General features: G+C 52.5%; 16 protein-coding genes. 7 read left to right on the top strand and 9 right to left on the bottom strand.

The features are described from left to right. Positions 1–424: 424 nt before the first annotated feature. The 6 genes from uvrC to rpsT all read right to left on the bottom strand — a co-directional run bounded on the left by uvrC (position 425) and on the right by rpsT (position 7,332). Positions 425–2,260, bottom strand: a complete 1,836-nt coding sequence (gene uvrC, locus CKV66_RS03810) for an excinuclease ABC subunit UvrC (protein ID WP_085364089.1) — start codon at positions 2,258–2,260, stop codon at positions 425–427. Positions 2,261–2,514: 254 nt separating this feature from the next. Beyond that, on the bottom strand, positions 2,515–4,323 hold the full coding sequence (gene aspS, locus CKV66_RS03805; protein ID WP_085364090.1) for an aspartate--tRNA ligase: 1,809 nt from the start codon (positions 4,321–4,323) through the stop codon (positions 2,515–2,517). Positions 4,324–4,397: 74 nt separating this feature from the next. Further along, a complete protein-coding gene (locus CKV66_RS03800) occupies positions 4,398–4,850 on the bottom strand; it encodes an Ivy family c-type lysozyme inhibitor (protein WP_085364091.1) in 453 nt (150 codons plus the stop codon). Positions 4,851–4,872: 22 nt separating this feature from the next. After that, positions 4,873–5,547, bottom strand: coding sequence for a DUF502 domain-containing protein (locus CKV66_RS03795; protein WP_085364118.1), 675 nt, complete (start codon positions 5,545–5,547; stop codon positions 4,873–4,875). Between the two features lie 148 nt (positions 5,548–5,695). Further along, on the bottom strand, positions 5,696–6,814 hold the full coding sequence (locus tag CKV66_RS03790) for a phospholipase A (RefSeq protein ID WP_231990539.1): 1,119 nt from the start codon (positions 6,812–6,814) through the stop codon (positions 5,696–5,698). Positions 6,815–7,068: 254 nt separating this feature from the next. Further along, positions 7,069–7,332, bottom strand: a complete 264-nt coding sequence (gene rpsT / locus CKV66_RS03785; RefSeq protein ID WP_085364092.1) for a 30S ribosomal protein S20 — start codon at positions 7,330–7,332, stop codon at positions 7,069–7,071. A gap of 489 nt (positions 7,333–7,821) precedes the next feature. Between rpsT and CKV66_RS03780 the strand changes: the two genes are divergently transcribed. Beyond that, positions 7,822–8,973 (top strand): extracellular solute-binding protein, encoded by a 1,152-nt coding sequence (locus CKV66_RS03780; protein WP_085364093.1) that lies wholly within the window; start codon positions 7,822–7,824, stop codon positions 8,971–8,973. Between the two features lie 91 nt (positions 8,974–9,064). Here the strand turns inward: CKV66_RS03780 and CKV66_RS03775 are convergent, their stop codons facing one another. Beyond that, the gene (locus tag CKV66_RS03775) at positions 9,065–9,988 is read right to left on the bottom strand and encodes a cupin domain-containing protein (protein WP_085364094.1); all 924 of its coding nucleotides are present in this window, start codon (positions 9,986–9,988) and stop codon (positions 9,065–9,067) included. A gap of 122 nt (positions 9,989–10,110) precedes the next feature. Here CKV66_RS03775 and CKV66_RS03770 point away from each other — a divergent pair, with 122 nt between their 5' ends. The 5 genes from CKV66_RS03770 (at position 10,111) to CKV66_RS03745 (ending at position 17,478) form a co-directional block, all read left to right on the top strand. After that, the gene (locus CKV66_RS03770; RefSeq protein ID WP_085364095.1) at positions 10,111–10,446 is read left to right on the top strand and encodes a carboxymuconolactone decarboxylase family protein; all 336 of its coding nucleotides are present in this window, start codon (positions 10,111–10,113) and stop codon (positions 10,444–10,446) included. Positions 10,447–10,713: 267 nt separating this feature from the next. After that, positions 10,714–11,214 carry a DUF302 domain-containing protein gene (locus CKV66_RS03765; RefSeq protein ID WP_309473637.1) on the top strand — a complete coding sequence of 167 codons (501 nt, stop codon included), beginning with the start codon at positions 10,714–10,716 and terminating at the stop codon, positions 11,212–11,214. A 501-nt stretch (positions 11,215–11,715) separates the two neighbouring features. Further along, on the top strand, positions 11,716–14,133 hold the full coding sequence (locus CKV66_RS03755; protein ID WP_085364097.1) for a DNA translocase FtsK: 2,418 nt from the start codon (positions 11,716–11,718) through the stop codon (positions 14,131–14,133). Positions 14,134–14,242: 109 nt separating this feature from the next. Further along, positions 14,243–15,088: a DUF817 domain-containing protein gene (locus CKV66_RS03750; protein WP_085364098.1), complete on the top strand. Its 846-nt coding sequence runs from the start codon at positions 14,243–14,245 to the stop codon at positions 15,086–15,088. A 215-nt stretch (positions 15,089–15,303) separates the two neighbouring features. Then, positions 15,304–17,478 (top strand): malate synthase G, encoded by a 2,175-nt coding sequence (locus tag CKV66_RS03745; RefSeq protein WP_085364099.1) that lies wholly within the window; start codon positions 15,304–15,306, stop codon positions 17,476–17,478. Between the two features lie 512 nt (positions 17,479–17,990). Here CKV66_RS03745 and ileS read toward each other — a convergent pair. Continuing rightward, positions 17,991–20,777: an isoleucine--tRNA ligase gene (gene ileS, locus CKV66_RS03740; protein ID WP_085364100.1), complete on the bottom strand. Its 2,787-nt coding sequence runs from the start codon at positions 20,775–20,777 to the stop codon at positions 17,991–17,993. Between the two features lie 285 nt (positions 20,778–21,062). On the opposite strand from ileS, the gene CKV66_RS03735 reads away from it, so the two are divergent. Continuing rightward, entirely contained in the window at positions 21,063–21,467 is a 405-nt protein-coding gene (locus CKV66_RS03735) for an MliC family protein (RefSeq protein WP_085364101.1), read from the top strand. 76 nt (positions 21,468–21,543) lie between these two features. Here the strand turns inward: CKV66_RS03735 and CKV66_RS03730 are convergent, their stop codons facing one another. Then, positions 21,544–22,821: an OmpA family protein gene (locus CKV66_RS03730; RefSeq protein WP_085364102.1), complete on the bottom strand. Its 1,278-nt coding sequence runs from the start codon at positions 22,819–22,821 to the stop codon at positions 21,544–21,546. Positions 22,822–22,893: the final 72 nt, after the last annotated feature.

Raw genomic sequence — 22,893 nt, 5'->3', positions numbered from 1 at the left:
ATTTGTGGCTTTCTGTGTTTTGCTGCTGATATAGCAATATAAACTTATTTTTGATGCAAGGCGGCAGGCCGCAAACAGTATGGGTAATATAAAACCGATTCTGTTGCCGCTTTAACGGCTTGTTCCATCGTTCTCTTTGAGCTAAGACGCAGCAACGCCGTAGCGGAAATAAAGTTTATTTGCTATATGCCTGCGTGTTTTCAGACGGCTTGTATGATGGGTTGATATGCCTCCGGCCGTCTGAAAAGTGTGTGCAGAAATTTTATTATTCAAACACGCAACGACAGTTTGCTAACCGCGGCTGCATTCGGTTGATGCCGAATTATAGCGAATTTAAAGGCTTGCTTGTGCGGGTTATCGTGTGGCCGTATGAAAAATAAACCGCACGGCTGTATTCCGCCTTATCTAATATGTATATTTTCAATCAGTGCAGGCTTTCATAAATTTTTTCGGCCAAGGCTTTGCTAATGCCTTCTACTTGAGCCAAGTCTTCTACGCTGGCGGCCGCTACGCCGCGCAGCCCTCCGAAACGGGTAAGCAATGCTTGGCGGCGTTTTGCGCCTATGCCGGGGATTTCGTTTAATGACGACGTTACTCTTGTTTTGTCGCGTTTTTTGCGGTGTCCGGTAATGGCGAAACGGTGGGATTCGTCGCGCACGGTTTGTAGCAGGTGCAAGGCGGGGCTGTTGGGCGGCAGGCGGAAGGTTTCGCCTGTGAACGGCAAAATCAGTTCTTCCAAGCCGGCTTTGCGTTCGGGGCCTTTGGCGATGCCGATGATGGGGATGTGCAGGCCGAGTTCTTCCCACACGGTTACTGCCATGCCGACTTGCCCTTTGCCACCGTCGATTAAGACGGCATCGGGCCATTTGACGGCTTCGCCGTTGGCTTCGGCTTCGACCATTTTGCCGTAGCGGCGGGTGAGCACTTCGCGCATGGCGGCGTAGTCATCGCCTGCTTTGGCGGTGGTGATGTTGTAGCGGCGGTATTGGTTGGGTTGGATATTATGCTCGTCGTACACAACACAGGAAGCGATGGTGGCTTCGCCTTGCGTGTGGCTGATGTCGAAGCATTCGAGACGTTGGAGGCCGTCTGAATCCATGTTTAATAGGCGTGCCAGTTCTTCGATGCGGTGTTGCTGGCTGCTGTGTTGCAAGCGGTGTTGGGCAATGGCGAGTTTGGCGTTTTTCTCTGCCATGTTCAGCCAGATTTTGCGCTCGCCTATGGTTTTGGTAACGAATTGGATTTGCTTGCCGTGTTCTTGGTTTAAGGCCGTCTGAAGCACTTCGGGCAAAGTGAAGTTGCTGATGATGATGTCGGGCTTGCTTTTGCCTAAATAATGTTGGGCGACAAAGGCTTCTGCGTAATCCTGCCCGTTGGGTTCGGGATCGTTGCGCACGTCGGGGAAGAAACTTTTGTCGCCCACATGCCGCCCGCCGCGGATGCTGACCCAATGGATACACACGCTGCCTTGCTCTACCACTAGCGCCAGCAGGTCGATATCGTTGGGATTGTTGGGATTTTTGCTGTCGATGAACTGCTGGCTTTGCACCAACCCGAGCGCTTGGATTTGGTCGCGGTAGCGGGCGGCTTCTTCAAATTGCAGCGCGGCGGCGGCCTGATTCATTTTGTGGTGCAGGGTTTGGGTCAGTTCATCGGTTTTTCCGTTGAGAAAAGTTACCGCTTCACGCACGCTGGCTTGGTAGTCTTCATAAGAAATATGGCCGACACACGGGCCGGAGCAGCGTTTGATTTGATACAGCAGGCAGGCGCGGTCGCGGTGTTGGAATACGCTGTCTTCACAAGTGCGCAGACGGAATACCTTTTGCAGAATCTGAATGCTGTCGCGCACGGCATAACCGTTTGGATAAGGGCCGAAATATTGGTTGGTTTTTTTGAGTGTGCCGCGGTAATAGGCCATCTGCGGGAATTCGTGCCCGCTCAACATCAGATAAGGATAGCTTTTGTCGTCGCGGAAAAGAATATTGTATTTCGGCGATAAGGCTTTGATTAAATTGTTTTCCAGAATCAGCGCTTCGGCTTCGGAACGGGTAACCGTGGTTTCGACCGAATGTACTTGTTTTACCATCAAGGTGATGCGCGGAGAATGGTCGCTTTTCTGAAAATAGCTCGACACCCGCCGTTTCAGGTTGACCGCCTTGCCGACGTACAAAACCTGCCCGCTTTTGTCGAGCATGCGGTAAACGCCCGGCAGAGTCGGCAGGTTTTTTAAAAAAACGGTTAAGTCGAACGGAGTGGACACGGCAGAAGGCAGATTCAGGTTTCAGACGGCCTGAATTATACGGGAAATTATGTGTGGAGCGCAGGAAGCAGTCGGCAAGCTATCGAGAATAAATGGGGTGCTGCAAACGCTTTTTTTGGATTGAGTAGAAATTTTGGATAGCCAAATCTCTTTTGAAACATCGTATAGCAAGCCGGCTTTAAAAAAACTTGGCTTTTATGAAAAGGCCGTCTGAAAAATTTTCAGACGGCCTCGGTTTTTTCAATTAAAGAATCTTATGCTTCTTTGCTTTCAGTTGCTTTCGCACGCAAGCGCAGGCTCAGTTCGCGCAGTTGTTTCTCGTCAACCGCATTCGGCGCATTGGTCAGCAAGCATTGAGCACGCTGTGTTTTCGGGAACGCAATCACGTCGCGGATGGATTCGGCACCGGTCATCAACGTAACCAAACGGTCTAAACCGAAAGCCAAACCGCCGTGCGGAGGTGCACCGAATTTCAGGTTATCCAGCAGGAAGCCGAATTTTTCCTGTTGCTCTTCAGGGCTGATTTTCAGGGCGGCAAACACTTTTTCCTGAACGTCGGCGCGGTGGATACGGATAGAACCGCCGCCGATTTCCCAGCCGTTCAACACCATATCGTAAGCACGCGCCAAGCAGTTTTCCGGGGCGGTTTCCATCAGGTCTTCATGACCGGGCTTAGGCGAAGTAAACGGATGGTGCATGGCGGCATAGCGGTCGTTTTCTTCGTCGTATTCGAACATCGGGAAATCAACCACCCACAACGGTTTCCATTCGTCCACGAAGTAACCGTTTTCCGTGCCGTGTTCATGGCCGATTTTGATACGCAGCGCACCGATGGCTTCGTTCACAATCTTGGCTTTGTCGGCGCCGAAGAAAATGATGTCGCCGTTTTGCGCTTCGGTTTTGGCAATGATTTCTTTCAGGCAGTTTTCAGACAGGAATTTCACAATCGGAGATTGCAGGCCGCTGTCTTCGCCGTTGGTGATGTTGCTCACGTCGTTGACTTTGATGTAAGCCAAGCCTTTCGCGCCGTAGATGCCGACAAATTTGGTGTATTCGTCGATGTCTTTGCGGCTCAATTTCGCACCGTTCGGCACGCGCAAAGCCACCACGCGACCGCCTTTCATGTCGGCTGCGGCACGGAATACTTTGAATTCTTCGGTTTTCATCAAATCGGTCAGCTCGGTGAATTTGAGCGACACGCGCATATCGGGTTTGTCGGAACCGTAGTAGAACATGGCTTCGGAGAACGGCATGCGCGGAAAATCGCCCAATTCCACGCCCAATGCGTCTTTGAACACCTGTTTGGCCATGCCTTCGGTGATGTCCATGATTTCGTTCTCGCTTAAGAACGAGGTTTCAATATCGATTTGGGTGAATTCGGGCTGGCGGTCGGCACGCAAATCTTCATCGCGGAAGCATTTGGTGATTTGGTAATAACGGTCGAAACCGGCCACCATCAGCAGTTGTTTGAACAGTTGCGGAGATTGCGGCAAAGCGAAAAATTCGCCCGGATGCACGCGGCTGGGCACGAGGTAGTCGCGCGCGCCTTCGGGAGTGGAACGGGTCAGCATTGGCGTTTCGATGTCGATAAAGCCTTGTGCATCCAAATAACGGCGCACGCCCATGGCTACTTGGTAGCGCAGGCGCAGGTTGCGCTGCATTTGCGGGCGGCGCAGGTCGATAACGCGGTTGGTCAGGCGCACGTTTTCACTGATGTTTTCGTCGTCGATTTGGAACGGAGGCGTAGCGGCAGTGTTTAAAATCTCGATTTCTTTCGCCAAAATTTCAATCTTGCCGGAAATCATTTTATCGTTGGCCGTCCCTTCGGGGCGGTTGCGTACTTTACCGGTAATGCTTAACACGTATTCGTTACGGGCTGAATCGGCGGTTTTGAAGGCTTCCGGTGTGTCGGGGTCAATCACCACCTGCACAATGCCTTCGCGGTCGCGCAAGTCGATAAAAATCACACCGCCGTGGTCGCGGCGGCGATGAACCCAGCCTTTCACGGTAACGGTTTGGTCTAAATATTGTTCGCTGATTAAGCCACAATAGTTGGTACGCATAAATTCACCTTGTTGATTTGTTTTAATTTAATTAATGATTCAAGCCGTCTGAATGGTTGTCAAACAGGCATAAATTACTCAAGTCTTGTTTTCAAATAATGCAACTGTTCAACGTTGGGTTTACCGTAGGTATAAGTTTCGACAAACCTTTTCGCAGAAGCATTAGCTTCATGTTCAATCACATGATAAGCAAATATTTGCTTTTTATTGGTTAAAATACAAATTTTATTATCTGGGCAATTATGTGGCTGACACATCTCTGTTGCATAATACTCCTTACCGCCAATCTTTACTCTCTCCAAAGGCGGCATTGGCCCTGACATATCTCGCACCCAACGATTCATCGGAGCTTTAGGTGTATATTGCCAAACCTGTTTTAGCCATAACTTCTTAAACTCCGGTTGCTTCATCCATTCAAACAAATACACCGGCTCACCTTTTGAATTAATTACCGTATTATCTGTTTCAGAGTAAGCAGGCGTCGCTAAGGCCAAACCAACACAACCCAACAGTAAAATGTGTTTCATCAATCCTTACCTTATCTATTATTTATTCTTCTATCGGCTTTTCGAGTAAATTTTTTGCAAATGGCTCGTTGGGCAACACCATGCCGAGCGAAATCACATATTTCAGGGCGTCGTCCACGCTCATATCCAGTTCGCGGATATCGCTTTTTTTAACCATGATGTAATAGCCGCCGGTCGGGTTCGGCGTGGTCGGCACATATACGGAAACGTATTCTTCGCCCTCCAAATGCCGCACCACCGATTCGGGGATACTGCCCGATACGAAGGCAATCGTCCAAATATCGGGCTGCGGGAAAGGCACCAGCACGGGGGTTTTGAAAGAACGGCTGTTGTCGGACAACAAAGATTCCGACACTTTCTTCACGCTGGAATAAATCGATTTCACAACGGGAATACGGCCGAGCAAATGATCCCACGCGGCAATCATCTGCTTACCGATTACGTTCGCACCAAACAGGCCGGTGATAAACAGAGCCAGCATGGTCACAATCACGCCCAACCCGGGGATGTTGAAACCGAGAAAATGCTTGGGCTGCCAATGCGCCGGCAGTAGGTTAAGCAGTTGGTCGGACGCCGATACGATATAAGTAATCACCCATAATGTCACTGCAATCGGCAGCCACACCAAAACACCGGTAATCAGGTATTTTTTCAATGCCTTACCGAGTTTGCCGCTTTCCGTTGCATTTTTGGCCATCATTCTGTTCCATTCAGGTAATTAATCTTGCCCAAGCGCGGCATTATACGCGCTAGCGCTGCAATAAACGAGTGCCGCACAATAAAATACGCGCCGGTTTTCGCAATGCAAAACGCGTTTCAATCATGCTTCCACGCATTAAACCGCGTTAAAAGCCGTCCCAATCGTTTAACATCACGCCTAAGCCTACGCTGTTGTGCTTGTGGTTATAGTCGAGCAAGCTCTCTCCGTAACCGTGGAATCCCTGCACATAAGCCTTGAGCTTGCCTTTGATCGGGAATGTGTAATCGGCCTGAACGCTACCCTTGCCGGTCTTGGGGTTGTAGCGCATGGTGGTGGCTACGGTTTGCTTGTCGTTAAACCGGTATTGCAGTTTCAAATCGCCGTAGCCCATATAATCGGAAATGTCGGGGTTATCATCTTTTTCACCGCTTTGGTCGAAAGCTCTCACCCATACGCGGGGAATTACGGTTAACTTGCCCCACTCCAAACCCGCCATGCCGTACACACGGTTCCATGAGCGCGACAGCGGGCGGCTTTGGCCGTTTGATTGATGCACCAAGCCCAAGCCCACCATGCGCAGCTTGCCGCCTGCGGGCAAATCAGCTTTCACAGGCTGGGTAATGAAAAACTCAGGCTGATAATCGTTGTTGCGGAACGGAGCGGATTTTTCGCCTTGGCTCCACACCTGCCAATGGGCATTTTGCGTATAGCCGAACCAAAGGTCGGAACGAGTGCTGAACACGTCTTCCATCAGCTTGGTTTTAAACGATACCTGCATTTTGGTTTCAAGACGCTTTTGGTCTCTCGCCCTCGGATCATTGGCCACTCCGCGCGTTTTGGAAGAAGGGCGGTAATTCGGGCTGCTGTTATACCATGCGGGCAACAGGTACATCGGATTATGTTCGCGCACCGACAGCACACCGCGGGCATCGTTTTGATCCAAATCGTACATCAGGCTCAGAGGCGTATAAGCGTCTGCGGCATCCAGCAGGGTTTCGGTCGGCTCCGTACCGGATGAAACCGGCTTACTGAACACAATGGCGGCCTCTTTCTTAGCCAAACTTTGATCCACCGTTTTCACCAAATCGACTGATTTGGGCGGCTGCTCGGCAGGAGTCGGCGGCATTTGCGGCGGGAACTGGGCAGCATACACTTTATCAAAACATGCCAGCCGCAAAGCGTTGTCCTGTATCAACGTACACTGCAACGCTTCATTACCGGATGAAAAAACGGGTGCAGAGGCAACCGCTGCTATGCCGGACATCAAAAGAACGTGTTTCTTCAACATCTCTTCATTACCTGTTTGGGCGGCTTTCACCGCATAGGCCGTCTGAAAACGGGCTTTGTAGGCTTTTCCTAAAAATTCAGACGACCTGCATACAAGCTGCGGCGGCACATATCATGCACGCCGAAATACACAAGCAAATGCCCCGAGAAACCGTTACCGCTTTCCGGGGCATTCAATGTAATAAACAAGCATCTGCTTCTTACTGCGGCAAAAAGCTGCCGTTTGCCGAATTAAGCCAACGCTTTAATTTTTGCAGACAGGCGGCTCTTATGGCGGGCTGCTTTGTTTTTGTGGTAAACGCCTTTGTCGGCAATGCGGTCGATAACTTTTACAGACTCTTGGAATACTGCTTGGGCAGCGGCTTTGTCACCCGCTTCGACAGCTTTCAGAACTTTCTTAACCGCAGTGCGGAAAGCAGTACGCTGGCTGGCGTTGTGGGCACGTTGTTTAACCGACTGGCGGGCACGCTTGCGGGCTTGTGCGCTGTTTGCCATATTGAATATCTCCTGATAAAAATCAAAATTTAATTTCGTAAACGCGCAATTCTAAAGACTTAGCACTCCATACGCAAGCGTTTTACGCAAAATCTATGAATGGCAATAAGAAAAGTTGGATGGAAAACGACAAGCCGACACTTGATTTTTACCTTCGCAGGTTTTCAGACGGCCTCAAGCCGTTAATCAGCCTTTTTAGCAGTTTAGAGATTCAGCTAAAAGCCAAGCAGCATAATCACCAAACAAAAAAATCATACAGATCATTGCATTAAACAATCTTGCAAGCCATACATCACGCATAAATATGCTACATCAGACAGGTTTTTATCAAAACCCCGGCAGCCCTCCCCTACTTCCCGCGCGTTTCGAGCCATATCACTTTGATTTTTATTAAGCATTACATTACAATACGCCCCGCGCCGCCGCCGGGGTTTATATGGGGCTGCGGCCTTTTTTCATTTCAACTCTTTCATCAGGAAAACAACCCGTATGAAAAAATCAGTATTAGCCGTTATTGCCGCCTTCTCACTGGCAGCCTGCGGCGGACAAAGCGAGCAGAAACCCGCCCAACCTCAAGCAGATGCAGGCTCTGCCGCTGCTGCCAATGCCGGCCTGCCCGCAACCGACACACTCAACATCTACAACTGGTCTAACTATGTGGACGAAAGCACGGTTGAAGACTTCAAAAAAGCCAACAACCTGAAGCTGACTTACGACCTCTACGAAAACAATGAAGCACTGGAAGCCAAAGTGTTAACCGGTAAATCAGGTTACGACTTGGTAGTGCCGGGCATCGCCTTCCTGCCGCGTCAAATTCAGGCCGGTGCTTACCAAAAAATCCACAAGGATTTGATTCCGAACTACAAAAACATCGATCCCGACATGCTGAAAATGTTGGAAACCGCCGACCCGGGCAACGAATACGCCGTACCCTATTTCTCCGGTGTAAACACTTTGGCCATTACTGCCAAAGGCAAAGAAGTGTTGGGCGGCCAATTGCCCAAAAACAGCTGGGACTTGCTGTTCAAACCCGAATACACCAACAAACTGAAATCTTGCGGCATCGCTTTGTGGGATACTCCGAGCGAAATGTTCCCCATCGTGTTGAACTACTTGGGTAAAGACCCGAAAGGCACCAGCGCGGACGACATCAAAGCCGCCGCAGCGACTTTGCAAGCCATCCGCCCCGACGTGAAACGTTTCAGCCCCTCGGTTATCGACGAGTTGGCTCGCGGCGACGTATGCTTGGCAGCCGGTAACGGCGGTGATTTGAACATGGCGAAAGCACGTTCGGAAGAAGTGAAAAACAACGTAGGCATCGAAGTGCTCACCCCAAAAGGCATGGGCTTTTGGATTGAATCTTGGTTGATTCCTGCCGACGCCAAAAACGTGGCCAACGCCCACAAATACATCAATTACACACTGGATCCCGAAATCGCTGCGAAAAACGGCAATGCGGTTACTTTCGCACCGGCCAGCCTTCCTGCCCGCGAGAAAATGGATCCGGCTTTGGTAGCCACCCGCTCGATCTTCCCGAATGCGGATGATGTGAAAAACGGCTTCGTCATGCCGCAAATGGATAACGATGCGAAAAAACTGACCGTAAGCTTGTGGCAGAAAATTAAAGTAGGTTCCAACTAATTCCTACGTTTCGTATCTTTGCTATTGAGCAATATAAAACGGCTGCACGATGCAGCCGTTTTTCTTTGGGCTTCTGAAACTGCCTGCGGTTTCACACTTCACTTTCCAACTGATTGCCGTCTTTTCTGTATTGCCCCGGAGAGATGCCGTATTGTTTTTTAAACACTTTACCGAAATGCGTTTCCGACTGAAACCCTACCGACAATGCCACAGACAATATCGAATCTGCCGAACGTTTCAACAACACGGCCGCCTGCTGCAAGCGGATACTATTGACAAAAGCATGGGGGCTGACGCCGATTTGCTGCTTAAACAAGCGCATCAACTGCGCTCTCGATACATTGACCACGCTCACCATATCCTGAATGCTCCACGCTTTTTCAGGAGCCGCCAGCACTGCCTGCACTACGCCGCGCAGACGCGGGTGATACCAGCCATTGAGCGTGCCGATGTGAATGGTTTTCTCTTCCTGATTCAAATAGGTACGCATCAGCAAAACCAGCAGCACCGAAGATAAAGCGTTAACCACCGTTGCCGAACCTTTTTCCGCCTGCTCCGCTTCGTATTTCAACATGCCGACCAGCGAATCCAGCGCAGTATGCGCCATACCCACATGCACAGTTTCGGGCAGGCTGTCGATAAGGTCTGCTTTGCGGTCGTATTCAAAAAGGGCGCAAAACATATTCAACGCTTTGCCTTGAGCGCCACGTTTTTTCAGCGTAAACACCCCGCTTTGCTCCCAATCGGGGGCATCGTCCACATTATCGCAAGCCTCCCTGCTGCTGATCACGTGTCCGACAATACGGGGAAAGAAAACCACATCTCCCGCTTTCAATAAGCGGATTTCTTCTTCACCGTCGATTTTCAGATAGCCTTCCCCGCCGGTTATGATATGCGCCACACCCTGCGTCCGCTTCGGCTCCTGCCTCACATACCAGTTTTCCTGAAAACGGCACTGCACGTTTACGCTGCCCGTGATTTGCGCCAATTCGACCAATTTATCGAGAATATCCATTTTTACACTAAAATTTGAGACGATTTGCAGATTATTCTAATCTATTTTCCGTAAAATAAGCTTCTCCCAAACACACACAACACAAACCACCCAAACTCATTCACAAAACAGGAGGCAAAACCATGTTTCAAAATTGGCCCGAACATACTGCACACGTTAAACAATCGTTTGCCGCTTTAGGCAAATCCCATCCTAAAATGCTGCAAGCCTACGGTTCGCTGGAGCAGGCTGCCGCAGCGGAAGCTTTAGACGAAAAAACCCGCGAACTGATCGCCATTGCCGTTGCCATCACGACCCGTTGCGAAAGCTGCATCAGCGTTCATGCCGAGAAAGCCGTTCAGGCAGGTGCAACCGAAAGCGAAATCGCCGGTGCATTGGCTACCGCCATCTCGCTCAACGCCGGAGCCGCCTACACTTACGCTCTGCGCGCGCTGGAGGCAGTTGAAACCCAACGCTGATTTACTCGAATTTCCTAACTAAAAACACCCAAACTGCACACTGCCTTTTCAGACGGCCTAATCGATACACACGGTTTAGGCCGTCTGAATACCATCTGCCCTGCCATGCTTCGGCCTAATTGTTTTTAGATACACAATATCGGGCAAACCGTTTAATATCTTGCCAAACAACCCGTATCCTTCAACCCGTATCCTTTATGTATGCGGTTTGCCGGTCATTAAATTGCCGCCCGCCTACCGCTTCCAACCCGATCTAAAAAGGAATCCATGATGAACTATTTGCAAAAAACCGCCCTCTCACTCCTCGCCGCCGCAGCGCTTGCCGCCTGCGCCCAAACACCGCACCACGGCGGCCGTAACCACCATCATCACGGCAAACACACTATGCAAAGCACCCATACCGTTTCCAGCAAATACAGTTTCAACGATACCGTCAGCCGTCTTGAAAACACCATCAAGCAAAAAGGCATGACCGTATTTGCCGTTATCGATCACCAGGCCGCCGCGCGTGACAACGGTTTGACCATGCAGCCGGCCAAAGTCATCATCTTCGGCACACCGAAAGCCGGTACGCCCCTGATGGTTAAAGACCCCGAATTCGCCCTGCGCCTGCCCTTGCGCGTGCTGGTTACCGAAACCGACGGCAATGTGAAAGTGGTGTTCAACGACACCCGCGCTTTGGTCAAAGGCAGCCGCATTGAGTTTAGCGAAGTGGAAAATACGCTCGCCAACGCGGAAAAACTGATCCGCAAAACCGTAACCGAATAAACTCCGCATGACCAAAACAGCCGTATGCCAAACACCGCATACGGCTGTTTTAATATTGGCAATTGAAATCTGCACACACAGCCGACGCCGGATATTCCGCATCACAAAAGACGCATCCAAGCCACAGGCTGAGACCTTTGCAAAACCCTCAGATGTGGATGCAGTTCAAGGCGTAGCAGCACAGCGAGCGCAGACATATCATACAGATAGGCAAACGAGCGAGCAGCGCACAACGCAGAAATGCGCCGCAGATGAGGGTTTTGCAAAGGTCTCAGGCCGTCTGAAACCGCTTTTCCCCTCTTCCCGCCGCACACTTCCATCCCGCCCTTCATACAGCATATCTATTGTATAATTTCGCTTTTTCCGCACCGCCGCCGCAGTTGATGCACCCCATCGGTAAACTTAATCTGCATTGAGGCGGTCAAACTGCATTTTGCCGCCGCGCTGAATCTTTTGGCAGCTCACAGCCTGCTTTCAGACGGCCTCCAGATACGATTGTTTATGGCTACAAAATCCCCGAAAACCACCGAAAAACCCGCAGCAAAATCCAACACCCGCACGACGAGGCCGTCTGAAAACGAACGGCGCGAGCTTCGCCAAAGCAAGCCGCCGCGCCGTGCGAAAGGTGTTACCAAAAACAATGCCGCCAAAAAACGCCCGCAGCATGTCGTCAACCTCATCAACGACACCTTTTGGCTGCTCGGCCTGCTGGCAACCGTTTACATCACTTTGTCTTTGGCCAGCTTCACGATGGACGACCCCGCTTGGTCGCGCAGCGTGCCACCTTCCGACGACGTGCACAACCTCGGCGGCCTCTTCGGCGCTTACCTTGCCGACATCGGCTACTACCTCTTCGGCTTATCCATTTGGTGGTGGATTGTCGCCGCCAGCGTTTTGCTGTATAAAAATTTCCGCCCGCTGCACACCCCCGAACGCAAACCCTACAATTACATGATTGCGGCTGCGGCTTTGGGCATACTGCTGCTGTGCGGCCCCATATTGGAAGTGTTTTCGTTCCAAAACCGTCTCGACGAATCTTTACCCGTCGGTGCCGGCGGCCTGATCGGTTCATTCGCCGCCAAAGGCTTGAGCTGGTTGCTGGGCACATCGGGCAGCCTGCTGATTATGCTGGTGGTTTTGCTGCTGGCCTTATCGCTGTTGGCACAAGTTTCGTGGTTGGACATCCTTGAAAAAACCGGTGCAAAACTGGAATGGTTTTGGATGAAGCTCACCCGCAAAGAGCACAAATACATCAAAGACCTGCCCGATGCCAAAACCACCCGCCGCATGGTGCGTGAAGCGAAAAACATCACCGCCGAGCCGGTAGAGCAAATCGAAGGCACCAGCAGCAACCGCAAAGCCGTTCCCGTATCGGTCGCCCCGCCCGCGCCCGTCCAGCCCGCTTTGTTTGACGAAAAAGGCGAAGCGGCCGAACACCAGCACAGCGGCGAATACACCAAGCCTTCGCTGCACCTGCTGCGCCTGCCGCAAGGCGAGCCGCCGGTGGTCAATCCCGACAAGCTGCAACAAACCGCCGAACGCATCGAAGCCAAGCTGGCGGAATTCGGCATCGGCGCGCAAGTGGTTTCCGCTACGTCCGGCCCGGTGATTACCCGTTTTGAAATCGAACCGGCCCAAGGCGTGAAAGGCAGCCAGATTGTCAACCTTTCCAAAGACTTGGCACGTTCGATGTCTTTACAGGCCGTGCGGATTGTCGAAACCATTGCCGGCAAAAATACCATGGGTATCGAGCTGCCCAACGAACGCCGCCAAGACGTAATGTTGAGCGAAATCCTCTCGTCGCCCGTGTTTACCGATGCCAAATCCAAGCTCACCGTCGCGCTGGGTAAAGACATCGCCGGCATTCCCGTGGTCGGCGATTTGGCGAAAATGCCGCATTTATTGGTCGGCGGCATGACCGGTTCGGGTAAATCGGTAGGTGTGAACGCCATGATTCTGTCGATTCTGTTTAAAGCCACGCCTGAAGAAGTGCGCTTTATCATGATCGACCCGAAAATGCTGGAATTGAGCATTTACGACGGTATCCCCCACCTGCTCTGCCCCGTGGTAACCGATATGCGCGAAGCCGGTCAAGCGCTCAACTGGTGCGTGGCCGAGATGGAAAAACGCTACCGCCTGCTTTCGCACGCCGGTGTGCGCAATATCGAGAGCTTCAACAAAAAAGTGGCCGATGCCAAAGAAGCGGGCAAACCGCTGCTCAACCCGTTCAGCCTTAATCCCGACGACCCCGAACCGTTAGACAAACTGCCGATGATTGTGGTGGTAATCGACGAATTGGCCGACCTGATGATGACCGAACGCAAAGCCGTCGAGCAGCAAATCGCCCGCCTCGCCCAAAAAGCCCGCGCCGCAGGCATCCACATGATTGTCGCCACCCAACGCCCGAGCGTGGACGTGGTTACCGGCCTGATTAAAGCCAACATTCCCACCCGCATGGCGTTTACCGTGCAAAGCAAAATCGACAGCCGCACCATTCTCGACCAAATGGGTGCCGACGAACTGCTGAAATACGGCGATTCGCTGTTCCTGCAACCCGGCAACGCCGAGCCGACCCGTCTGCAAGGCGCATTCGTATCCGACGACGAAGTCCACCAGATTGTCGCCCACGTCAAACGCCAAGCCCCGGCCGACTATATCGAAGGCCTGCTCAGCGGCGAGGCGGCGTTGGAAACCACCAATATCGTCAACCCCAATGCCAACAGCGACGAACTCTTCGACCAAGCCGTGGCATTTGTATTGGAAACCCGCAAAACCTCGATTTCTTCCCTGCAACGCCAGCTCAGAATCGGCTATAACCGCGCCGCCAACCTGATGCAGGCATTGGAAGATGCCGGTGTGGTTTCGCCCGCAGATGTCGGCGGCAGCCGTAAGATTTTGGCTCAGAAAGACAACCTTTAATTGTTAAAACCCAACCCTAGACTGAGACCTTTGCGGATACCGTTTCAGACGGCATTGGCAAAGGTCTCAGGCCGTCTGAAACGATGAATTAACCATTGAATTGAACATAATGTTGAGCAAACTTGATGATTGGCTGATCGACCACCCTTACCGCGCAGATTTGAAAGGTTGGCGGCGGTTTGTAACGGAATTTTGGTTTTTCGGTTTGAAAGAAGCCCGTGCATGTTTATTTGCAGGGCTGTTTTTTGTGGCGATGTTTGCCGTTCCGCGCGGCGGCTGGCTGGGCATCAGCCGTTATGATTTGCTGCTGGTGTTCGCCTTAACAGCGCAGGCGGCGATGGTGTATTTCAAACTGGAAACGTGGGACGAGGTCAAATCCATCACCCTGTTTCATATCGTCGGATTCGCTTTGGAAGTGTTTAAAACCTCGGGCAGTATCCAATCATGGTCATACCCCGACGACGGCTATACTAAGCTCTTCGGCGTGCCGCTGTTTGCCGGATTTATGTATGCTTCGGTTGGCAGCTACATCATTCAGGCTTGGCGGCTGCTGGATTTGAGGATTACCAGCCACCCGCCCTACTGGCTGGCGACATTGGCAGCCTCGGCGATTTACATCAACTTCTTTACCCACCACTATATCGGCGATTACCGTTGGTATTTAGCGGCGTTTGTGTTGGGCTTGTATGCCCGCACCACCGTGTATTTCAAACCTTACGACACCTACCGCAAAATGCCTTTGCTGCTGTCGTTCGTATTAATCGGTTTCTTTATCTGGCTGGCGGAAAACATCGGCACGCTGGCGGGCGTTTGGCGTTATCCCAACCAAATCGGCGCCTGGTCGATGGTGCATGTAAGCAAATGGAGCTCTTGGGCATTGCTGGTGATTATGACCTTCACCATCGTGGCGAATTTAAAGCACATCAAACACACGATTGCCGTTTCCAAAGATTGAGGCCGTCTGAAACGGCAAGATGCACCCGTTTCAGCAAAACCGGCGTGTAGTCAGATGAAACCGATTGTGAATAAAAAGCTTTTTCAGACGGCCTCTTGCCAAAAAAGACGGCTTCGGGCTATGGATTATTCCTGCAATTAGTGGTATTTTCGGTTTGGCTTTGCCTAAACAGCGCCGCAAAGTCCCATCAGAAAAAAAATTCCAGGAGAATCATCATGGCATACAACTACACCCAAGCCGCCGGTTTGCAGGTGGACAACCATCTCTATCAATTCATCGAAAACGAAGTATTGGCAAAACACCCCAACGTGAAATCCGCTGAATTCTGGCAAGGCTTCACCGATTTGGTGCAAAAGTTCGCCCCGCGCAACCGCGCGCTGCTTGAAAAACGCGACGCAATCCAAGCCAAAATCGACGCATGGCACAAGCAAAACGCCGGCGCGGTTAAAGATGAAGCCGCTTATCAGGCGTTTTTGAAAGAGCTGGGTTATTTGGTTGATGTGCCGTCTGAATTCAAAATCTCCACCGAAAACGTCGATCGCGAGCTTTCCGAGCAAGCCGGCCCGCAATTGGTGGTGCCGATCAACAACGCCCGCTACGCCCTGAACGCCGCCAATGCCCGCTGGGGCAGCCTGTATGACGCGCTTTACGGCACCGATGCCGTTGACCAAAGCGGCGACTTGGCGCCCGGCAAAGGCTACAACCCCAAACGCGGCGATGCCGTGATTGCCTTCGCCCGCGAGTTTCTCGACAACAGCCTGCCCCTTGCCAACGGCAGTCATAAAGACGTTACCGCCTACCAAGTGGCTGAAGGCCGTCTGAAAGCCACCTTGAAAGACGGCAGCGAGAGCGGTTTGGCCTCTCCTGACTTATTCGTCGGCTACAACGGCAGCGCCGAAGCCCCAACTTCCCTACTGTTCCTGCACAACGGCCTGCACATCGACATCTTGATTGATAAAAACAGCGCCATCGGCAGCCAAGACCCGGCAGGCGTGAAAGACATCATCTTAGAAGCTGCTCTCAGCACCATTATGGACTGCGAAGACTCCGTAGCCGCTGTCGATGGCGAAGACAAAGCATTGGTGTACGCCAACTGGCTCGGCCTGATGAACGGCACACTCACCGAAGAAGTGGAAAAAGGCGGCAAAACCTTCACCCGCAAACTCAATGCCGACCGCGAATACACCAAACCCGACGGCAGCGGCCAATTCAAACTGCCCGGCCGCTCGCTGCTGTTTATCCGCAACGTCGGCCACTTGATGACCACACCCGCCGTACTCGATTCAGACGGCAACGAAATCCCCGAAGGCATTCTCGACGGCGTGATGACCGCCTTAATCGCCCCGTTTGACCTCAACCGCAGCGAAAACAAAAACAGCCGTTCCGGTTCCGTCTATATCGTGAAGCCGAAAATGCACGGCCCCGAAGAAGTTGCGTTTGCCAACGAACTGTTCGCTGCGTTTGAAGACTTGGGCAAACTGCCGCGCAACACCCTGAAAATGGGCATTATGGACGAAGAGCGCCGCACCTCCGCCAACCTCGCCGCCTGTATCCAAGCCGCCAAAGACCGCGTGGTGTTCATCAACACCGGCTTCCTCGACCGCACCGGCGACGAAATGCACACTTCCATGCACGGCGGCGCGTTCATCCGCAAAGGCGACATGAAAGCCAGCAAATGGATTAACGCCTACGAATTAAGCAACGTCCAAACCGGCCTGCAATGCGGCTTGCGCGGCAAAGCCCAAATCGGCAAAGGCATGTGGGCCATGCCCGATTTGATGGCCGAAATGCTCAAGCAGAAAATCGGCCACCCCAAATCAGGTGCCACCACCGCTTGGGTGCCGTCGCCCACCGCCGCCACCTTGCACGCCATGCACTATCATCAAGTGAACGTGTTTGACGTGCAGCAGGGTTTGTTGGCGCAAGAGCCGAAAAACTACACCGATGATCTGCTCACCATTCCGTTTGCCTCCGAGCGCAACTGGTCTGCCGCCGACATCCAGCAAGAATTGGACAACAACTGCCAAGGCATTCTCGGCTATGTGGTGCGTTGGGTAGAACAAGGCGTAGGCTGCTCGAAAGTGCCCGACATCCACAACGTCGGCCTGATGGAAGACCGCGCTACCCTGCGTATTTCCAGCCAACACATCGCCAACTGGCTGCTGCACGGCGTAGTCAGCGAGGCGCAAGTGCGCGAAACGCTGGAGCGCATGGCCGGCGTGGTAGATAAACAGAACGAAGGCGATGCCGCATACACGCCGATGGTCGGCCGTTTCGACACCTCCCCCGCCTTTCTCGCCGCCTGCGATTTGGTGTTTAAAGGCACGGAACAGCCGAACGGCTACACCGAACCGCTGCTGCATCACTGGAGACATGTCGCTAAAGGCTAAACCCTGCATACACAATCAAGGCCGTCTGAAAATATTTTCAGACGGCCTTTTGTTTGAGGGCCAATGCTGTGCCAAATCGTTTACAGATTCACTATTCATCTCGGGCTTGTTTCGGGTATCTTGAATTTCGACAGCTTGAAGCAGCGATGTTTGGGTCAAACTCGAACATAACAACAATGCGATAAAGATAGGAAGCTTGAGGCCGTCTGAAAACGAAACCTGTGAACTTCGCCCCTCCCCCAAGTAGGTTTCGCTAAAACGAACTGTTCAGGTTTCACAAACACCTTCTAAACTTAAACTGCGTGCAACTTTCGGAGGGGCGGATTATATATCCGCCCGTAGCTGTTGTTCTCCAATAGGTTTTGATGTGGACGGTAGTTTTGGTTTTAAGACAAAAATTGAGAATCGCAACAAACTTTACCAAGACACTTGGCCATCTGAAAAAGGCCGTCTGAAAATATTTTTTCAGACGGCCTCTTGTTCTTTTATTCAAGCAAAAGAGCTAACGATATTTAAGCGTAGTGGCGTTCTTCGCCTTTGCCGTCCACGTTGTCTGCGCAGCGTTTGCAGATGGTGGGATGTTCGGCAACCGCGCCAATATCGTCGGTGTAGTGCCAGCAACGTTCGCATTTTTCGCCGCTGCTCACTTTGGCCGTTACCGCCAGCTCCTCGCCTTTGTGAACGGTGGCTTTGGACACCAGCAACACGAAACGCAATTCGTCGCCGAGCATTTTCAGATAGCCCGCCAAATCTTCGGGGGCGGAAATATCGACTTCGGCCTGCAAAGAAGAACCGACGGTTTTATCGGTGCGCAACGGCTCGATGGCGGCGGTGGCCGCTTCGCGCACTTGGCGGACGGCCTGCCATTTTTTCACGAGTTCGGCTTCGCTCTTTTCGTTGATGGGCGGGAATTCGTGCCATGTGTGGAACAGCACGCTGTCTTCTTCGCCGCCACCGATGATGTCCCACGCTTCTTCTGCGGTGAAGCAGAGAATCGGCGAAATCAGCAACACCAAGCTGCGGGTGATGTGGTAAAGCGCGGTTTGCGCGCTGCGGCGGGCGTGGCTGTCGGCGTGGGTGGTGTAGAGGCGGTCTTTCAGAATGTCGAGATAGAACGCGCCCAAGTCTTCCGAACAGAAGCTCACGATGTCTTTTACGGCGAAGTGGAAGGCATAACGCGGGTAGTAATCGCCGGCCAAACGCTCTTGCAGTTGGCGCGCCAAAATCAAGGCGTAGCGGTCGATTTCCACCATTTGGTCTTGCGGCACGGCGTGCTCGATGGGGCGGAAATCGCTCAGGTTGGCAAACAAAAAGCTCAAAGTGTTGCGGATGCGGCGGTAGCTTTCGGTAACGCGTTTGAGAATTTCTTTGGAAATCGCCAATTCGCCGCTGTAATCGGTAGAGGCCGTCCACAAGCGCAGGATGTCGGCACCGAATTCGTTATACACTTCTTGCGGAGCGACAACGTTGCCCAGCGATTTGGACATTTTTCTGCCGTTTTGATCCACCACAAAACCGTGCGTGAGCAGTTGTTTGTAAGGTGCGCGGCCCATTGATGCGCAGCCGGTAAGCATGGACGATTGGAACCAGCCGCGGTGCTGGTCGCTACCTTCGAGGTAAAGGTCGGCAGGCCAAGCCAGCTCGTCGCGCTGTTTCAGTACGGAAAAATGGGTGCTGCCGGAATCGAACCACACGTCCATGGTGTCTTTGAGTTTTTCGTATTGCTCGGCTTCCGCGCCCAAAAGTTCGGCGGCATCCAGCGAGAACCATGCTTCGATGCCTTTTTCTTCGATGCGTTTGGCCACTTCTTCCAAAAGCTCGGCGGAACGCGGGTGCAGTTCGCCGGTTTCTTTGTGGACGAAGAAGGTCATCGGCGTGCCCCAATAGCGTTGGCGCGACACCACCCAGTCGGGGCGGCTTTCAATCATGGCTTGCAGGCGGGCGCGACCCCATGAGGGGAAGAACTCGGTATCGTCCACGGCTTTGAGCGCGTTGTTGCGCAGGGTTTTGCCGCTGGCTCCGGCTTTGTCCATGCCGATAAACCATTGGCCGGTGGCGCGGTAAATCAGCGGGGTTTTGTGCCGCCAGCAATGGGCGTAGCTGTGTTCGATTTTGGCGTGGGAAAGCAATCTGTTTTCTTCTTGCAGCCATTCGATAATCACGGCGTTGGCTTCCCAAACGGTTAAGCCGGCCACGCGCGGCACGTCGCTGCGGTAGCGGCCTTCGCTGTTAACGGGGTTGTCGAGCGTGATGTTGTATTTCAAGCAGACGAAATAGTCTTCCAAGCCGTGCGAAGGTGCGGTGTGAACCAAGCCGGTACCGGCATCGGTGGTAACGTGTTCGCCGTTGAGCATGGGGATGTCGCGCTCTAAAAACGGATGGCTCATGTGCAGGTTTTCGAGCTTGTCGCCTGTGGTCTCGGCCAGCACTTGGGTTTGGCCGTCTGAAAAGCCGTAGCGTTTCAATGCGTCTTCGGCCAAATCTTTGGCCAGTACGAGTTTGCCTTTCGGCGTGTCGATTAATTGGTAAACCACATCGGCACCTGCGCTCACGGCTTGGCTGGCGGGCAATGTCCACGGCGTGGTTGTCCAAATCACGGCAAAGGCTTGGCCGTCGAGGTTGCTCAAACCGAAGGCTTGGGCAAGGGCGGCATTGTCTTTAAACGGATAAGCCACGTCGATGGCGGGCGATACTTTGTCTTTGTATTCCACTTCGGCTTCGGCCAGAGAAGAGCCGCAATCCAAGCAAAACTGCACGGGCTTCTCGCCGCGGTAGAGGTAGCCTGCTTTGTAGATTTCGCCGAGGGTGCGCACGGTGTCGGCTTCGGTTTTGAAATCCATAGTCAGGTAAGGTTTGCCCCAATCGCCGAGCACGCCTAAGCGGATGAAGTCTTTTTTCTGGCGGGCGATCTGTTCGGCGGCATATTCGCGGCACAGTTCGCGGAACTTGGCATCGGGCATGTTTTTGCCGTGCAGTTTTTCCACCATCACTTCAATCGGCAGGCCGTGGCAGTCCCAACCCGGCACATAAGGTGCGTCGAAGCCGGCCAGCGTTTTGCTGCGGATGATGATGTCTTTCAAAATTTTGTTGACGGCATGACCGATGTGGATGTCGCCGTTGGCATAGGGCGGGCCGTCGTGCAGAATGAATTTCGGGCGGCCTTGGGCTTTTTGGCGCAGTTTTTGATAGCGTTGCTGATCCTGCCAATCTTTTACCCACGCCGGTTCGCGCTTGGCGAGATTGCCGCGCATGGGAAAAGGCGATTCGTGGAGATTGACGGTTTTGCTGTAATCGGTCATGGTGTTCTCGGTATGTAATGTATAGCAGTGATTCAAATAGTTTTAGCGAAACCCGCAAAGCCGTTATTTCAGACGGCCTGCTTAAAGCTTGCAAAATTGTTTCATTTTATAAGGGTTTGCGTTGTCTGAAAAGTGCAACAGGCTGTGAAAAGGCCGGTAAATGAAAGTTAAACGTTATAATGTTGGCGCCGCGCCGACCATGATGGGATAAAACGGCGGTTAGTATATACACAGACCGCTTTCGGGCGGCTCGAATATGATTATTTTACTGAAAAGGAATGTTTGATGAAATTTGTTAAATTACTTGCTCCTGCGGCTGCTGCCCTGATTTTGGCTGCGTGTGCCTCTGACGGCCGTCAACCTCACGATCACGGTCATCATGGCCATGACCACTCACACGGTCATTCTCATGACCACGGTCACGCTCACGGCGCGGCATCAAACTTCAGCTGCCAAAACGGATTTACCGTAAAAGTAAGCCGCATGGGCACCGACCGCATCTCTGTAAACTACGGCCTGCAAGACCAACGCATGAGCGCCAATCTTGAAAGCGCTGTTTCAGGCTCAGGCGAGCGTTATGTATCACGCGACAAGAAAACCGAATGGCACCAAAAAGGCAACCAAGCTTTCTTGTCATTCACCGACCGTTACGGCAACGTAACCGAAACTTCTTGCAACAGCAGCAAATAAATCCTGACTGCTAAATAAGAAAAGGCCGTCTGAACATTTTCAGACGGCCTTCTTACATCATACGGTTGAATCTTTATCAGCCTTCAACTTTCACTTCTACGCGGCGGCCTTCAACATCGTTGCCAATCGCACCGGTAGTGTTTTCAGGTTTGCGCAACTCGATATTGGCAGCGTCAACGCCTTGTGCTTCAAAGAAAGCTTTCACGGCATTGGCACGTTTTTTCGACAATGCGGCATTGGCGGCGGCGTTACCGGTGCTGTCGGCAAATCCGCTTACCACCAGTTTTTTGCCTGCTTTACCGGCGGCAATCACATCGGCCACCATTACTTCCGCACCTTCAGGCACATCGGCTTTGGCAGTAGCGAAGTAGAACTTGGCTACGCCGTCTTGATACAGTACGCGGGCTTCTTCCGCTTTCAAGTCAGCAGGCGCTACGGCATCGGCGGCAGGGGCAGATGCTTCGACAGCCGAAGGTGCTGAAACCACGGAAGGTTCAGACGGCATCACAGGCGCCGATACGGGCGAAGCTTCTACCGACTCGGCCGCCTTATCCGCAACAGCCTCCGCTTCGGAAGCAACAGCTTCTCCGGACGCAACGGCAGGAGCGGCATCCCCGCCTTTGCGGTCGCCGCAGCTCTTGAAAGCAAACAAAGCCAGCAGCGCGGCAAGCACCAACGCAATCCATTTGCCCAATCCCGAGCCTTTGGTTGCGGCAGCAGCGGCGGCCGGTGCAGCGGCTGCGGCGGCAGCTCCCGCAGTTGCGGTGCGGGCGGCAGTACCAAACAAGCCGGTGAGGCTGCCAAACAAACCGCTCAAGCTGCCGATACCGAGTGCTGACAACATGCCGTTGCTCAACGAGCCGGACAACCAATCGCGTTGCGAACTGAACAAGCCTAGCATTTGATCGCGGTCGAGATTTTCGCTTTTGATTTTATTGCGCAATACAGACAGCACCAAAGGCAGCGATAAGGCAACCAACGATCCGGCCGCCGATTTCGATACGCCGCTTTCTTGAGAAAGCTGGTCGGAAACATCTGCCGCGTTACCGCCCAAGAAGTGCGGCAGTTGGGTTTTACCCCACACCAGCAGATCATTGAAACCCGCGCCGCCTTCTTCGGCACGGCTAACGGCGTTGTTCAGCACATTGCCTGAAACGCCGCTCACGGTTTCATACAGGTTTGCCGCATTGTCGGGCTGGTTGCTGATGTGTTTCAACATCCCGGCCACCACCGCCGGCAGAGCAAGGCGGACTGCTTTGGTGCTGTTTTCGGCACTTTCGCCCGATTGGGTGAGAAAACGGCTCAATACGCCGCCCAGTTGGCTTTGCAATAAATTGCCCAAATCAAAAGACATGCTTCTTCTCCTTGTGTGAGAGGTGTCGAAAATAAGCACCAAAAATAAAATACGGCTCCGCAAGTCTGCTTG

Source organism: Neisseria zoodegmatis (assembly GCF_900187305.1).
GTDB classification, from domain to species: Bacteria; Pseudomonadota; Gammaproteobacteria; order Burkholderiales; family Neisseriaceae; genus Neisseria; species Neisseria zoodegmatis.
This window is presented reverse-complemented; position numbering and strand designations above follow the sequence as displayed.

Coding starts and splice junctions, on each gene's coding strand:
- CKV66_RS03765 (WP_309473637.1), top strand. CDS start 10,714: ATGATGAACTATTTGCAAAAAACCGCCCTCTCACTCCTCGCCGCCGCA.
- CKV66_RS03745 (WP_085364099.1), top strand. CDS start 15,304: ATGGCATACAACTACACCCAAGCCGCCGGTTTGCAGGTGGACAACCAT.
- CKV66_RS03770 (WP_085364095.1), top strand. CDS start 10,111: ATGTTTCAAAATTGGCCCGAACATACTGCACACGTTAAACAATCGTTT.
- CKV66_RS03780 (WP_085364093.1), top strand. CDS start 7,822: ATGAAAAAATCAGTATTAGCCGTTATTGCCGCCTTCTCACTGGCAGCC.
- CKV66_RS03730 (WP_085364102.1), bottom strand. CDS start 22,821: ATGTCTTTTGATTTGGGCAATTTATTGCAAAGCCAACTGGGCGGCGTA.
- CKV66_RS03735 (WP_085364101.1), top strand. CDS start 21,063: ATGAAATTTGTTAAATTACTTGCTCCTGCGGCTGCTGCCCTGATTTTG.
- aspS (WP_085364090.1), bottom strand. CDS start 4,323: ATGCGTACCAACTATTGTGGCTTAATCAGCGAACAATATTTAGACCAA.
- CKV66_RS03750 (WP_085364098.1), top strand. CDS start 14,243: ATGTTGAGCAAACTTGATGATTGGCTGATCGACCACCCTTACCGCGCA.
- rpsT (WP_085364092.1), bottom strand. CDS start 7,332: ATGGCAAACAGCGCACAAGCCCGCAAGCGTGCCCGCCAGTCGGTTAAA.
- CKV66_RS03755 (WP_085364097.1), top strand. CDS start 11,716: ATGGCTACAAAATCCCCGAAAACCACCGAAAAACCCGCAGCAAAATCC.
- CKV66_RS03775 (WP_085364094.1), bottom strand. CDS start 9,988: ATGGATATTCTCGATAAATTGGTCGAATTGGCGCAAATCACGGGCAGC.
- CKV66_RS03800 (WP_085364091.1), bottom strand. CDS start 4,850: ATGAAACACATTTTACTGTTGGGTTGTGTTGGTTTGGCCTTAGCGACG.
- CKV66_RS03795 (WP_085364118.1), bottom strand. CDS start 5,547: ATGGCCAAAAATGCAACGGAAAGCGGCAAACTCGGTAAGGCATTGAAA.
- ileS (WP_085364100.1), bottom strand. CDS start 20,777: ATGACCGATTACAGCAAAACCGTCAATCTCCACGAATCGCCTTTTCCC.
- CKV66_RS03790 (WP_231990539.1), bottom strand. CDS start 6,814: ATGTCCGGCATAGCAGCGGTTGCCTCTGCACCCGTTTTTTCATCCGGT.